Origin of the sequence: Bariatricus sp. HCP28S3_D3 (assembly GCF_052065755.1) — a bacterium.
Lineage (GTDB): Bacteria > Bacillota > Clostridia > Lachnospirales > Lachnospiraceae > Allocoprococcus.
Genome location: NZ_JBQHTK010000001.1, coordinates 400692 through 414675 on the forward strand (window position 1 = coordinate 400692; position 13984 = coordinate 414675).

11 protein-coding genes, 1 tRNA gene and 1 pseudogene are annotated in these 13984 nt (G+C 44.1%); 3 read left to right on the plus strand and 10 right to left on the minus strand.

The annotated features are described in order from the left end of the window. The first annotated feature begins 254 nt into the window (after positions 1-254). Complete coding sequence (locus ACTNB3_RS02030) at positions 255-860, plus strand: TetR/AcrR family transcriptional regulator (protein ID WP_427818796.1); 606 nt, start codon at positions 255-257, stop codon at positions 858-860. Positions 861-878: 18 nt separating this feature from the next. Here the strand turns inward: ACTNB3_RS02030 and ACTNB3_RS02035 are convergent, their stop codons facing one another. The 7 genes from ACTNB3_RS02035 to ACTNB3_RS02065 form a co-directional block, all read right to left on the minus strand. After that, positions 879-1349: a glycine/sarcosine/betaine reductase component B subunit gene (locus ACTNB3_RS02035; protein ID WP_427818795.1), complete on the minus strand. Its 471-nt coding sequence runs from the start codon at positions 1347-1349 to the stop codon at positions 879-881. Positions 1350-1361: 12 nt separating this feature from the next. Continuing rightward, positions 1362-2120 (minus strand): proline reductase cluster protein PrdD, encoded by a 759-nt coding sequence (gene prdD / locus ACTNB3_RS02040; protein ID WP_441024311.1) that lies wholly within the window; start codon positions 2118-2120, stop codon positions 1362-1364. A gap of 90 nt (positions 2121-2210) precedes the next feature. Beyond that, positions 2211-2936: a D-proline reductase (dithiol) protein PrdB gene (prdB, locus tag ACTNB3_RS02045; RefSeq protein ID WP_427818793.1), complete on the minus strand. Its 726-nt coding sequence runs from the start codon at positions 2934-2936 to the stop codon at positions 2211-2213. 20 nt (positions 2937-2956) lie between these two features. Next, entirely contained in the window at positions 2957-3235 is a 279-nt protein-coding gene (locus ACTNB3_RS02050; RefSeq protein WP_427806725.1) for a CBO2463/CBO2479 domain-containing protein, read from the minus strand. A gap of 15 nt (positions 3236-3250) precedes the next feature. Beyond that, positions 3251-5104 carry a D-proline reductase (dithiol) proprotein PrdA gene (gene prdA / locus ACTNB3_RS02055; RefSeq protein ID WP_427806665.1) on the minus strand — a complete coding sequence of 618 codons (1854 nt, stop codon included), beginning with the start codon at positions 5102-5104 and terminating at the stop codon, positions 3251-3253. Between the two features lie 44 nt (positions 5105-5148). Then, the gene (gene prdC, locus ACTNB3_RS02060) at positions 5149-6477 is read right to left on the minus strand and encodes a proline reductase-associated electron transfer protein PrdC (protein ID WP_441024314.1); all 1329 of its coding nucleotides are present in this window, start codon (positions 6475-6477) and stop codon (positions 5149-5151) included. Between the two features lie 117 nt (positions 6478-6594). Further along, positions 6595-6692, minus strand: a tRNA-Sec gene (locus ACTNB3_RS02065). A 369-nt stretch (positions 6693-7061) separates the two neighbouring features. Here ACTNB3_RS02065 and ACTNB3_RS02070 point away from each other — a divergent pair. Together ACTNB3_RS02070 and ACTNB3_RS02075 are read left to right on the plus strand one after the other, a co-directional pair. After that, entirely contained in the window at positions 7062-8099 is a 1038-nt protein-coding gene (locus ACTNB3_RS02070) for a proline racemase family protein (RefSeq protein WP_427818791.1), read from the plus strand. A 16-nt stretch (positions 8100-8115) separates the two neighbouring features. Next, the gene (locus tag ACTNB3_RS02075) at positions 8116-8703 is read left to right on the plus strand and encodes a TetR/AcrR family transcriptional regulator (RefSeq protein ID WP_441024317.1); all 588 of its coding nucleotides are present in this window, start codon (positions 8116-8118) and stop codon (positions 8701-8703) included. Positions 8704-8771: 68 nt separating this feature from the next. Here ACTNB3_RS02075 and ACTNB3_RS02080 read toward each other — a convergent pair whose 3' ends face one another. The 3 genes and pseudogenes from ACTNB3_RS02080 to ACTNB3_RS02090 form a co-directional block, all read right to left on the minus strand. Then, positions 8772-9971, minus strand: a complete 1200-nt coding sequence (locus ACTNB3_RS02080; protein WP_441024319.1) for a Wadjet anti-phage system protein JetD domain-containing protein — start codon at positions 9969-9971, stop codon at positions 8772-8774. A 12-nt stretch (positions 9972-9983) separates the two neighbouring features. Then, positions 9984-13347: pseudogene (locus tag ACTNB3_RS02085) on the minus strand (ATP-binding protein). Then, entirely contained in the window at positions 13289-13942 is a 654-nt protein-coding gene (locus tag ACTNB3_RS02090; protein WP_427806658.1) for a DUF4194 domain-containing protein, read from the minus strand. The pseudogene ACTNB3_RS02085 and the gene ACTNB3_RS02090 overlap by 59 nt, the downstream one beginning before the upstream one ends. Between the last annotated feature and the right edge of the window lie 42 nt (positions 13943-13984).

Consider the following 13984-nt stretch of genomic DNA (forward strand, 5'->3'; position numbering starts at 1 on the left):
CATCAATTACACTGTAATATTGGATTCTTATCACAAATACCTCATTCATTGTACCAAAGCATTTCCACATTGACCAGATATCTTTTCATCCATTACTCCAAAATACTCTCTTAATTCTTACAGCGAATATTAATTGACCGAAAGTCATTATTTTGCTTATATAAATTGACTTTTGTCAATTTTGCATTTATAATACGAATTGCGAAATCATTTCCGACAATTATAATTTCACTTTGACAAGGGGAGAATATACCATGGGGAAGGTAGACGAAAACAAACAGCAAAAATCCGATGCCCTCTATCGGAGCGCCTATGATTTGTTCATAGAACAGGGCATCGAGAAAACCTCCATTAGCGACATCGCCAAGTATGCAGGTGTAGCAAAGGGAACATTTTATCTTTATTTTACAGACAAATATGAATTACGCGACCGGCTCATAGCCAAAATAACAGGGAATCTTTTTCTTGCCGCCTGGCAGGCTCTGGAGTCTTCTCACACTCCCCAGTTTGAAGACCGAATTATTTTTATTGTAGATTATATTCTGGAGCGTATGAAGGAAAATAAACCAATGCTTCGCTTTATTTCCAAAAATCTGAGCTGGGGAATTTTCAAGCAGGCAATTTTACAAAGTAACGACGAAGAAGAGATCAATGTAAAGGAACTGTACAGAAACCATCTTCTAGAGAATCCTGTCGTTAAACTCAGAGATCCCGAAACAATGATGTTTCTAATCATCGAGCTTGCAAGTTCTACCTCTTACAGCACAATTCTGGAAAATGATCCAATGCCTTTTGAGGATCTCAAACCTTATCTCAACGCGAGCATTCGCGCAATTATTAAGAATCATGTGATTTCATAAAGAAAGAAAAGAGACGCTTTACGTGTCTCTTTTTCGCATTTTCAGCTTCAAAAGCGCCGTAACCTTTCTGGCGTCAAGCTGTGTCACATTATTTTCCCCGACCATATTGGTCTCGACACCTTCTGCGCTTTTATTGATATCCAGAATTCCGTCCAGATAGTCATTCGTCACAACAAACTGTCCAACCGTTCCGCTGAATTTAAGGCCCGCAACCGGAATTCCACGGATTTCCATCTGCTCCACCGTATTTGCAAAATCCACATCACTGTTCCCCCATCCGTCAGAGGAAAGTATCACTCCGTCAGCGCGCATGGCTTCCGCCCAAACAGCAGCGCGAGTTCCTACCAGCAATTTATCGGCATTGTCATCCGGAGTTCCCACAATCATGATCCCCATCAGATCCAAATCCTCGTCCGCCGAAACCACATCCAGCAGCGGATCCCGAAAATGATGTAACGACGTTTCTTTTGTAGATGGCCCAATTCCCATATTCTCTACCTCCTACTGCATAGAACGGATGATCCCGTCCCGATATTCATTCGGCGTTACGATTACCGGCATGTTCCCCATGTCAATGATCGAATGTCCGCCTTCTGTTCCGGAAGGTTCTTTTCCGAAGAGCGATGTATCATACATAGCCCCTTGCCCGGCAACCTGCTTTATGATTAATACGCGTTTTTTTCCCGGCCGCGCGACATCATGGTATTCATGCCGTTCTGTACACAAATCACCCCGAAATTTTTTCATCTGTTCCCGGAATATTTGAATAAACTCATCGCACGCACGATGCGCTGCAAGAACACCTTCCCGTTCCTGACCCATTCCCGCTTTCAGTACCACATCAAAGGACAGAATATAATCTTCATCCCCCGGGGTCCCCGCACGATTCAGATATAATTTCTCTTTTAGCTTTCCTTCCGAAGAGCCAAATTCATGCGTCTGCTTTCCATTTACATCCACCCCTGTCAAAATTACATACGCTCCGGTAAGAGTATGTGTGATTCCATCCCCCAATTTTCCAAGTACTTTTGTAGAAATCGGAATGATATCCATCATTGTATTGGTAAAACGATCATGATCACAAGGAGGAATAATCTGTATATCCATTTTCTCGAGCTGCGGATGTTTTTCAAGGATTCCTTCAAGAACCGAAACATCCACCGTCATCACCCCATCCGGAGTCACTCTGTTCTCTTCACCGTAGGACACATCCCGAACGTGAAATGCCTTTATTACAAGGCGGCGTAAATCTTTTTCCATAGCGTCCTCCTGCCATTTTTCTTTCCAACCATTATAAATCATTTTTAGCAAAAACTCCACAGCATAAGCCATGGAGTTTAAAAAATAGTTCTATACTTTCGCTACATATTCATATGGAAGCGGAACAACTTTTCCGGCAGATTCAATGCTCACCAGAGCTTCAAGAGTTGCTTTGACAATAGCTGTCTGCATTTCCACATTGTTCGGCTCTCCTGCATTTGCTCCCATCGGAACAAGCGGAGCTACCGCACGTGGTGAACCGGTCTGACGTACAACCGGCGGAAGTGCCGCGATAATGATAGTCGGAATGCCAGCGGCTTCAATTGCTCTCTGCACCAGAACTGCAGAGCGGTGGCAGGTACCTCAACCAGCGGTGAGGATAACCGCATCCACGCCTTCCTCAACAAACATCTGAGCGATCGCAGGACCGGTTTCACCCTTGAATTTCTCCTGATTTCCGCCGCCGCCCATGAATCCTGCATGAACCGGTGCACAGGCTTTGATAAATCCTTCCTTTGCCAGCTCATGGATTCTATCAATTGGGAACATACAGTTGATGTCTTTGTTCACATCACTGTTGTCATATCCTCCGTGTGAAACCATAAGCTCACTTGACGGCATCGTATCGGTAATTTTTCTCCAGGTAAAATCTCCTGCAAGATTAAATCTTTCCTGTTCTTTATGGTGCACACCTGCCGCTGTAGCAAGTGCAATCGTCATATCTTTTAATTCTTTCTTTACAGGCGCCCATACCGGCGGCGGAGTAATCGGAACATAGATTTCTGACTGCAGCCCTTTAACAACTGTTAAACTCATGTTACTACCTCCTCTAATTGCTATTCACATTCTTCTTTATGAGACTTCATTTCTTCCTGACGTCTCTGATAAGTATCCAGGTTACTTACATATTTGTCATTGGCCTCGGGACCTAACTGTTCAATAAAACTCATATTCCATCCAACTTCCTGTCCCACCACTAATGGATAATCGGTAATCAGCATTCGCATTGGAATCTTCAGATAGCCCAGACGTCCTTTGAGATCGATCCCAACACATCCATCATGAATTTCTACGATTACCCCTTCCATATAAATGATTTTATCGCCATATTTCATGTTCTTCACCTGTTCTTAGTCGTATTTTTCTTTTCTCTTCTGGCTCATCGGCAAAGACTGCTCATTCTTTACCAGTTCCAGCGTATCGTCCATCGTCTCGGAAATTAATTCCACATTGGTTGATTTCACGTTCGGATTCCATTTTCTTTCCGGTTTCTTTACTTCTTCGCCAGCCATTGCAGCTTTCAGCATTGCAAGTGCGCGTACTGCGTCTTCCTTGCAAAGCGTGTTGCAGGCAAGAACTTCATTTTCAATACCAGACTCAGATTTATTATTATCAATCATATGAGTCATATATTTATTTCCAACAACCAAAGCTCCCTGAACTGCGCAGAAAGACATCCCGACAACAGAGATTCCTCTCATACCGATCTGTTCAATATGACTTGCAAAGTCAATGTGGTTGTTTCCAAAGCCTTCTGTTGTGACGAAAGCTCCGTCAACATCCAGTGCTTCCACCATCATGCCGACACGTTTGGATACATAGAATTTTTCCGCATTGATCTGTGGACTTCCCACGAAAATAACACCGCAAAGGTCTACTTCTTCGTCATGGAGCACTTCCGTAACCAGAGGTTCTCTCCAGTAATGTCTTGACATTTCCTTAGAAGCAGGTCCAATGCAGGTCAGTGCATGGATACATCCGTCCAGTACCTCAAGCGGAGAAACCATAACCGGAACATTTCCAAGGTCTACGTTCGGTTTTGCCCCAAGAACGCCGACCGGCTCAACCGGAAGGATCAGGTTATCATGCATTGCGCCCTGTCCCATGATCTCTTTTACGATTACAACCTTCTTCTTTCCAGGTCTTCTTACCTGTTCAAATGTTTCTGTATTTACTACAAGGCTTTCATCTTCAAGCGCTTTTAAAGCCACCCGGATTTCCTGTGTGATCACATCTGTTGCGGTATGTGCTGCAAGCGGGCCCGGTCTTTCCATATTGGTTCCTTCTTTGATCACAACTTCTGTCTTGATAAAGATCTCGCCTTTATCCGGTGCACCCGGACGGTTCCACATGATGTTTTCGTCCAGATAGCCTTCGGAAGAACCGAATTCACCAATCTGTACACCGTTGTCATCTGTTCCTGTGACCATCATAACAACACCATCAAGTACTCTTGTTGTTCCGCTTCCGATCTCGTCATCGCCTTCTTTTGCAGCGATTGGCTGAACGTCCATAATTGTCTCAGAATAGGTATGATACATATCCGGTGTAATGATATCAATTTTAAGGCTGTGTACCAACTCCTGAGAAGCAACTGCTTCTTCCTCAATTCCTTCTCTGATGTAAAGAGTCGTGCCTTCAATCTTTGTCTCCGGGCCGCGTTTTACTTCTGTAATCTTATAGTGCTTTCTTGTTACACTTCTTACAACTTTCGGTTCCGGTTCTTTCACCGCCGGTGCTGCCTCCTGAACCGGAAGCTGTGCAGGAACTTCTGCTACTGCAGCACCGCCATTAAAACCCACCGGAAGTTCAATATTGATATCTTTTCCTTCTCCGATATGTATTTTCAAAATACCGGATGCCGCAGATGCCTGGCATACCTGTGCCGGTGCTGCAGCAGATGCTTCTACCGGAGCCGCTTCTTCCTCTTCTTCTACCGGTGCTTCTGCAACTACATTGGCTCCTTCTACCAGATCAGCGGTAAGCGGTGTAAGAGAGTCACAAGTCTTAACCAGAGTTGCTCCCAGAACCTGTTCGATCGTAAGCGCTCCTTCCAGATTCAAAAGTCCTGAATCTACCAGATCATCGAAAATAGCCGGATCTTCCAGATTTGCTGCCTGAATTGTAATTCCGCCTTCTGCTCTGCAACATAATACGGCAGGGTCTTTTGCATGTTCTTTTGCTGTTTCAGCTGTAATTGACATAATATTACCTCCTCGTTACTTGTCCTATTATCTCATTCCGCGGCCTATTTGCCGTCCGGAAGTTGTTCTACCTGTTTCGATACCCGCAGATATCTGTAAAGCGGATGCCCGATCGTCCTCATTACATGATCCGTCTGGTGGAATACTTTCAATCCCATCTTCGGAGCAGATCCCATTACTGTATTGGAACAGTCAGAGCAGTTTCCTATGATAATGTATTCACATCCGTCTTTCTTAAACTGAATGTTATTCTTTGCCTGTCCCGGACAATTACCGGGGCGTTCGCACTTCAATGGTGCTCCCGGTTTATTCTCAATCGCCTGTTTACATCTTGCGACAGACGCAACTACACCATTCATCTTAGCACAAATATCACGCATTCTTTCTTCACTTCCTCCGCAGGCACATACCAATAAACCTACTTTTGCTCCGTGAAGATCCGGAAAATCAATCGTAACAATGATTCCTCCGGTTGTCTTGGTGATTGGTTCTACTTCAGTAGTGGCCTTTCCGGTAAATGGTCCTCCCATAATAATTTCCCCATAAAGGCCATCAATACCGCCAGCCCTCTCAATCAGATCACCAACACTCGTTCCTACAGGAACATCCATAAAAACATGTGGTTCATTTCCACCATTAATCTTACCAATCACAGTAAGATTCTTTGAAAAGCAAGGCTTTCTTTCATCAATTGCTTCCGATACCCTTGCCAGCGTCTCTACATTGCAGACGATCGCATTTGCCGCAGAGGGCAGCTGAGTCGTTTGAAGTTCAATTCCCAGACACTCTCTTACAACCGCACGTTCTTCTCCCATCGGATAGATATCCGGAAGCAGATGAATCGTAATCGCGTCCTCATCTTTCAGTGCTTCGCGCAGTCTTGCAACAGCTTTCTCATTCTTCTTTTTAATTGCAAAGATTGCTTTTGCCGCATTTGAAATTTCCATGCAGTGTTTTACGCCGCGGATGACTTTCTCGCAATCTTCTTCAAGCTGCTGAATATTGTGCCTCAGTCCAGGCTCACATTCTGCCGCATTCACCAGAATATATCCACCCTTCAGGTCAGTTCCCAATTTCACACCTGTCGGAAATCCAGCTCCGCCCATACCAACTACGCCCGCTGATTTCACCATATCCAGCTTGCTGCCTTCCTGGATCGGAACAAATTCATCTTTCTGAACTTCATCAGGCCTGATAATGATCCGATCTTCCTTCACTTCCTCAACCACGCCATACGCACTCGAGAAAATATTTGCGCCAAGGCCCGTCGGTGTCGCGATCAAGGTGCCTTTTTCAACTCTGTCACCAGCCTTTACCACCGCCGCGCAGGGTGCCCCAACATGCTGACGCAGTAAAATTTGTAAGTTTCCCATGACCCTTCTCCCTTTCACTTATAAATATTTTCTATATATAATATGAAAAGCGAACGTATAAAAATACGATCGCTTACTTTACAGGTGTCATCTTAAGTCGGAAAGCCAATCTTTTCTTGGCGAGGGCATGTGGGAATCGAACCCACCCAGGACGCTCTTAACGCCCCACACTAGTTTTGAAGACTAGGAGGCACACCAGTTACCCATCTACCCCCATATTATTTCCGGCTTTCTAACTGTACCACAGTTTATTTCATTTTTCAACATTTATTTCGTTTTTTATTGTAGCAAATTTCTATTGACTTTTCAAGGCTTTTCGTAGATAATATTTTCAGAAACTGTACTTCATACTAGAATCAAGTCTAGACAACATTTATTTCACAGCGGAATGCTTAATGCCGCACAGGTTTTGTCGTCCATTTTATTACATAATACATAATAATATTTAGCAGACTGCAGAAATATATTTCCAAAGGCTGCTCTATATTCTATTTATCATTTTGGTTTCTACTACTATGCTGCCCGCTTTATGCTGACAGCTTATAGATTATTTCTATAACTTACTTTAAGGAGGGAATTGGGAAATGGAAATTCATCCAAAGCTTAACCTTGACGCTTTTGAAGCGTCTTTTCATGCAATTGATACTCATACAGTGGGGGAATTTACGCGTATCATCATGTCCGGTTTTCCGGAGCTGAAAGGTGACACCATGATTGAACGCAAGAATTTTCTTGCAGAGAATTATGATCAATACCGCCGTGCCTTGATGTTCGAACCACGTGGACACCATGATATGTTCGGAGCTCTTTTAACAGAGCCGGTGCATCCGGAAGCTGATTTCGGAGTAATCTTTATGGATACAGGCGAATATTTAAACATGTGCGGACATGGCACGATTGGATCTGTAACCGCAATTATCGAAACGGGGCTTGTCCCGGCCGTAGAACCATATACGGAAGTCGTTCTGGATGCTCCTGCCGGAATCATTCGCACCAAGGCCGAAGTAAAGAACGGAAAAGTTTTGAACGTTACTTTAACGAATGTGCCTGCTTTCCTTTATAAGGAGAATCTGACTACCACCGTAGACGGAAGGGAAGTAAAATATGACATTGCTTTCGGCGGAAGTTTCTTCGCCCTCGTAGACGCTGAGCAATTCGGTTGGACTGTTGATCCGGATTCTATTCCAAAGCTTACCGATTTCGGTATCCATATGTTGGAACAGGTCAACAAAGAAGTAGAAATCAAACATCCAGAATTGGATATCACAACAGTAGACCTTGTAGAAATGTACTGTTCAACCGACACTCCTGGCTGTAATAAACGCAACGTTGTTATTTTCGGCGACCATATGGCAGATCGTTCTCCGTGCGGAACAGGAACAAGTGCTAAACTGGCGACCTTATACAAAAGAGGCGAAATCGGGATCGGAGAACCTTTCGTATATGAAAGCTTTATCGGCTCCCAGTTTAAAGGCGTCATCCTGAAAGAAGCAAAAGTCGGAGAATTTGATGCAGTTATTCCTCAGATTACCGGAAGCGCCTACCTGACCGGCGATGCAACTTATGTGATCGACCCGGACGACCCACTGAAATACGGCTTTAAAGTCGGAAGCAAACGTTAGGAAGTGAGGTTATTTAATGCCTAAGAAACGCCGTTCCACAAAAAGCAAAATTGTAAAAGCTGCGTGGACTCTTTTTCACAAAAACGGATACGAGCAAACAACAGTAGATGAAATCATTGCCGCCTCCAAGACTTCGAAGGGTACATTTTATCATTATTTCAAAGGAAAAGAAGCATTGCTTAACACGCTCTCATACCTTTTTGATGATAAATATGAGGAGCTTGCAGGAATCGTCGATCCTGACTTATCAGCCTACGACAAATTGCTGTTTTTCAATCATGAACTGTTCTATATGATTGAAACTACAATTGATGTGAATCTGCTCGCATCTTTATATTCTTCACAATTGATTACCAAGGACAAGCGATCTCTCCTGGAAAGTGACCGTTATTATTTCACTTGGCTTACCGATACGATTTCCAGCGCGATCGAATCCGGTGAATTCAAAAACACCAGCACTCCGCAGGAGTTGTTGAAGATATATGCAATGTACGAAAGAGCTTTACTCTACGATTGGGCACTTTGCAAAGGGAATTACTCTCTGACCGAATATAGCGACAAATTATTGCCGCATGTTCTGGATCAGTTTGTGGAAGGATTTTAAGCATAATAATGGGCAGCATCCCGAAAAGATGCTGCCCTTGCTTATTTTTTCTTCATTTGCGTTATCCTTTATACGATCAAAAAACTCTCCTGTTCAATCCCCATTCCGGTTTCAATCATTTTGTCAATCAATTCCTTCAAATCAGGGATCTCTGTTTTCTGCAATTTTGCCATTGTTTCCTTACTGATCGGCTCTGCAAAAGAGGCATATTTTTCAAACGTCTCCACATCCATCTTCAGCGGCTGTACGTCCGGAAGAATCTGCTTCTTAATATACTCATAAATTTTCACTCCGCCATAGTCCAGATCTCCGCTGTGAAAATACTCCACCGGCTTCCCATTCAGCGCTCTTCTAAGCTTTTTCAGGAATTCTCTGTCCAGAGGCGAGAAATATCCGTGACTGAATACATACAATGTGTCCGGCTGATACGGCATCGACACATAATTTGCTTTATTTTCAATTGTCACCACTTTTTTCAGTCCCGGCTGATCCAGCTCTACTACAGCATGCTTCAGCGTCTGGCTGTTCAGTACAGTACCATAAACAAAGTCAGAAAGATCCACTCGCTTTGCCTCTGAACCGCGCCATATTTTAAGTTTCAGTGGTCCTTTCACTGCCAGTTCCTGGGAATATTCCTCAATCATAAGCTGTTCCAATACCGTAGAAGAATCCATGTCTTCTGTAATGGTATCGCAGTATTTTCTTGCCACACTGATTACATGTCTTTCAAGTTCACGTTCAAACATCTTGGAATCTTTCAGATACTGTTTACTAAAAATTCGTTTCAATACCGGTTCTTCCAGACTATCGATCCCCCGAAAAGCCGCAAGCGACATTTCCAGCTTCTCCACCTCTTTCGGGAACTCACCTTTACCCAGACGTGCTCTCAGACTCTCAAAATATTGTTCAATCCATTCTTTCTGGAAACCTTCCGAAAGTTCTTCCTCAATTTTTCTTGTATAATAATTCACACGCGCCTGTTTCGGCCAATACTCTTCCCCACTTTCGCTGTCCGCAAGCCGGTAGAATTGCGAAAGTTTTTCAACTCGATATGCAATCAATTCAATATCACTGTCCGGTATCACCCACTTTTTAATTGTAAGAAGGCCTGCCGACTCCAGTTTTCTCGCCTCATCGATCAGTTCTTGCTTCCCGCAGAGGTCATAATCCTCCTGGGTGATCCTCAGTGTTCTGCCGCCGGTTGCTCCCTCGCGCCAGTCACGACTGCTGTGTTCACATTTCTCAATAATCTTTTTTACAAGATACATACGTTTTCCCCTTTATTCCTCAACATCCGCAAGCTGCGAAAATTCCGTTTTTTCAAATTCCTGAATCGAAATATGACGCTTGTTCGGATTTGCATATACAAATGTTTTATCTACATTTTCCAGATAGTTCTGAATCTTATCATTGGTCGCACTGATAATTGCCTGGAATCCCAGCCCCCTTATCAGAGAGATGCAGCTTGCCACTTTCTCCGCATCCATCTTCGAGAACGCCTCATCCAAAACAACCAGCCGCAGCGTCGGACGTCTCTGCACTTTCGGCGACAGATTGATTCTGTAAACCTGGGCAAAGCTTGCCAGCAGCGCCACATACAGCGGATTTTGTCCCTCTCCTCCGGAATTTTTCTTGATCATCTTCCCGAGACCGATGGTCATATTTTTCTCCCCTTGCACGATCTGCTGCATATCAAAAGAAAGATATGTCCGGTAATCCGCATATTTTTCCATGTTCTTTCTGGCTTCATCCAGCTCTTCCCTCGTCGCATTCTCCGGTGGAATAAAGATATTGATCAATTCATTCATCATCTCTCCATATTCCTCTTCATGCTCCATTGTAAACATATTAAGCTGGTTATCCATCGTATTACCAAGATCAGCCGGATTGATCTGCAGAGCGTCATCCATGAACATCTTATAATATTTTCCATCCGCTCCTTTATTCCGTGTGATCACAAACTGATACTTATCCTTTCCGAAATCCAGTCCGCTTATGATCCGGTTCAGCTCATCTCTTCGCTGGTAAGCCTCCCGGATTGCGCTGCGGATTTTGAAAATAAAGTCATCTTTAAAATGTTCCACGGCCGAGCGAGCCTGTTCCTTTGCCGACTCACGGTATTTCTCCAAGTCATCACACTGAAGGCTGTCCAGCAGTTTGTCATAGTCTGAATTTTCTTTGACACTGGTGGAAAAAGTTCGATTCGGATATCGTCTAATATAAACGCTTCTCCTGTCTACCAGCCTCTGATAAGCATCGTCCATTGCATTTTTTAATTCACCAAGCCCCTTGGCAACCTGGCTTTTCAGATACTCATAATTCACCGATTTTCTTGCTTCCAGGAACTTACGGAACACTTCCTCATACTCTGTATTCTCTTGAAAATCTTTTCTGAATTCTGCCAGTTCTTCCTCCGAATCGACAATCTGATCTTTCAACATCTCGATCTTATCACAGCATTTTTCCGCCTGCACTTCGGCAGCAACTACTTGCTTCTTCTTTTCCTCTTTCCGATTTGCGAGTTCCTCCATCTGCCTTTCCAGGGCTTCTACTGAATCCTCCCGAAGCTTTTTCATCTGCTCAGTCAGCTGCTCTTTACGGCGTTCTTTTTCAGGAATCATTCTGGCATCCTGAATCTGTGCCATATAGTCTTCTTCCGGCTGTATCAGGCTTTCCAGATCCAACAGTTTCCGAATTTCCTCAAGCTGATCCTGCAGGGGCAAACGCTCTTCCTGAAGCTTATTACATCGTTCTTCAAGCTGTCGGATTCTTTGTCTGAGACTCGTCTCACCAATGTATGCACGCCTGGTATAATTCTCGGGATTGATATGCTGCAACCGGTAACTATGATACAGCATACAGTCCGGAGTCACTCCGATGCGCTGATTTCTGAGTTCCTCTATATTCTCACATTTCATCACATTTCCAAGGAAGAAACGGATGTATTCCCGGACATAGGATTCCTTTGCGATCACTTCCTCTGCCAGAGCCCCCGGACGCACCTCGTGCTTTTCCTCCAATACTTTTTCTGTATCCAGCACGGCAGCACGATAGTATTTCTTCTTATCCATCTTCTGATAGATTTCCATCGCTGTCTTCGCATACTCCGGCTCAACAACGAGAAGCAATTTGTTACCTCCCATATAACCTTCTACCGCGTTGTGCCATCGCTCATCACGGATATCCAGAAGATCCGCAAGAATCTTTCACATTTACGAAGGTACCGGTTCTTTTATAAATCTGATTCTGCAGTTCGATCCTGGCCGCTTCCAGCTCCTTTGGATACGCTTTTCGTCCTTGTTTCAGCTCCTTTAATTCCTCACGTGATTCCTTCTCTTCCTTCTTGATTCGCCGAAGTTCTCCATCAATTTCCCGGCGCTCTTCTTCCAGTTCATTTCTCATCTGAGCCAGCGCATTTTTAAGTCTCTTGAGTTCTCCCAAAGTGATACCGCCGGATGCAAATCGGTCAATATCCCAGATTGTCTGGTTAGAAGTCATCTCCTTTGTCTTCCACTCCTTCAGCCGGTTAGCAGTCTGCGTCCATCTTGCTTTGCTTCCATCCAACCGTTCCAGAGCCTCATTAAGCCCTGCAAGTTCCGTCTCAAGCATTTTATACCCACTGTTATTGAGCCGAATCAAGAGTTCATCATATTCTTGCTGAAATGCCTTCTCTTCCGTTTCCAGCATTGCCTTTTGCTCCAGGAATTCACGATTATCCTGAGAAAGGCTCTGAATTCGATCTCGTTTCTCCTGAACCTCTGCCTCACGACGCATCATTTCCAGTCTCTGAAGCTGGTATTCTCCAAGCTGTACCTTCTCTCTTCTCTCATCAAAATTCCGATACATCTCTCCTATTTCTTTGAGACATGTTATTTCTTCAAGCGTCTCTTCGATCCGTTTCCGCATCCTGCCGTACTGCATAACGCTTTCCTGCATATCTTCAATATGAATATCCTGCTCCATACAGATATATTCCTTCACGAAATCTTCCAGCTTGATATTCATTTTAAAAGGGATTGCCCGTTTAAACAATCTGGGAAATTTCTCCATATCCAGTCCACCCAGGTACACATCATAGAGTTGCCTTCGGAACCGCTCATTGCTCGGCCCGCAGTAATATCCCTCCTGTGGAAACGACCGCTGCAGGTATTCTCTGACTTCCATAGTCGTAAGACATCTTTTGTCTGCCCGATAATGATTCTCAAGAAGTCCTCCTGTATGCCAGAAAAACAGTCTTCCGATTTCATTCGTCGCAGTTTCCACGTCAAACACAACGCCGACACATTGTTTTTCCTTTGTGTTTGTCTGTTCAAGCTCCAGCACGATTGTACTGGAAAAATTGGAATTTCGCAAATATTGTGCTTCATTATTTTCACTGATATTGACCATGCCCCTCAGGTACTCAATCAGTGAACGATCTGAATCATCGGCTGCAGCCTTGTTGAAAAAACCTCTGCCATCCGTGTTAGCATAGAGCACAATCTGCAGTGCATCAATCACGGTCGATTTTCCGCTCCCCGAATGTCCGGTAAAGAAATTGATTCCCTCGCTGAGTGACAGTATTTTTCTGTCTATATAATGCCAGTTATTCAGGCAGATCTTCGAGAGTGCCTTGAACGGCTGCTGTTTCTCCTTCTTTTCCAAAATGTTCCTCCTCACTGAACGTCTCCAATAATTCTCTGATGTCGTCTCCTGCAAGCACTGCATGAATACTCGGATAAATGACAATCCGGGTACTTTCATTTAGTTCTTCCAGAAGATCCAGCGGTTCAATCAACTGATATTTTTTCAAAAGTGCAATCGTCCTGCGCATCTCCGTAGCTGACGGGATGCTCTGAAGTACTCTGAACTCTCCTGCTTTGCCGTTCACGGCACCCAGCGTCGTCACGATCTGACTGCTTGTGGACACATTCTGCATCTGCTCATCATAGATCAGCTTTAGTACCAGTATATAGATAGTTGCAAGTCTCGGAAGTTTTTCGCCCCAGAGCGTCTCTCCCTGAATATACAGCATACCTATATTGTTGTTTTCATAAAGTGTGATTCCCGCCACTCTAAAATATTCTTTCAGAAACGGCAGATGCTTCATCGCAGTCCGGTACTCTTTCCCATACTGAAGCCTGCCCGTCCGTTTGTCGTATTTCCGCTCCAAAAGGAAGGTCTGCCTGAAAAGAGTCTGAACCACTTCTGTGATTGCTTCCTGCTCCTCCTGTGTGAGCTGTTCATAATAATCAATCATTCATTTCTCCCATCTTCATGATGTATTACAGACACCAACTTG

Bases quoted from the DNA above. Each gene is read 5' to 3' on its own strand.
- ACTNB3_RS02035 (WP_427818795.1), bottom strand. From the start codon at position 1,349: ATGGGAATTGGGCCATCTACAAAAGAAACGTCGTTACATCATTTTCGG.
- ACTNB3_RS02080 (WP_441024319.1), bottom strand. From the start codon at position 9,971: ATGTATCTTGTAAAAAAGATTATTGAGAAATGTGAACACAGCAGTCGT.
- prdA (WP_427806665.1), bottom strand. From the start codon at position 5,104: ATGTCAATTACAGCTGAAACAGCAAAAGAACATGCAAAAGACCCTGCC.
- ACTNB3_RS02070 (WP_427818791.1), top strand. From the start codon at position 7,062: ATGGAAATTCATCCAAAGCTTAACCTTGACGCTTTTGAAGCGTCTTTT.
- prdC (WP_441024314.1), bottom strand. From the start codon at position 6,477: ATGGGAAACTTACAAATTTTACTGCGTCAGCATGTTGGGGCACCCTGC.
- ACTNB3_RS02030 (WP_427818796.1), top strand. From the start codon at position 255: ATGGGGAAGGTAGACGAAAACAAACAGCAAAAATCCGATGCCCTCTAT.
- prdD (WP_441024311.1), bottom strand. From the start codon at position 2,120: ATGGAAAAAGATTTACGCCGCCTTGTAATAAAGGCATTTCACGTTCGG.
- ACTNB3_RS02090 (WP_427806658.1), bottom strand. From the start codon at position 13,942: ATGATTGATTATTATGAACAGCTCACACAGGAGGAGCAGGAAGCAATC.
- ACTNB3_RS02050 (WP_427806725.1), bottom strand. From the start codon at position 3,235: ATGAAATATGGCGATAAAATCATTTATATGGAAGGGGTAATCGTAGAA.
- ACTNB3_RS02075 (WP_441024317.1), top strand. From the start codon at position 8,116: ATGCCTAAGAAACGCCGTTCCACAAAAAGCAAAATTGTAAAAGCTGCG.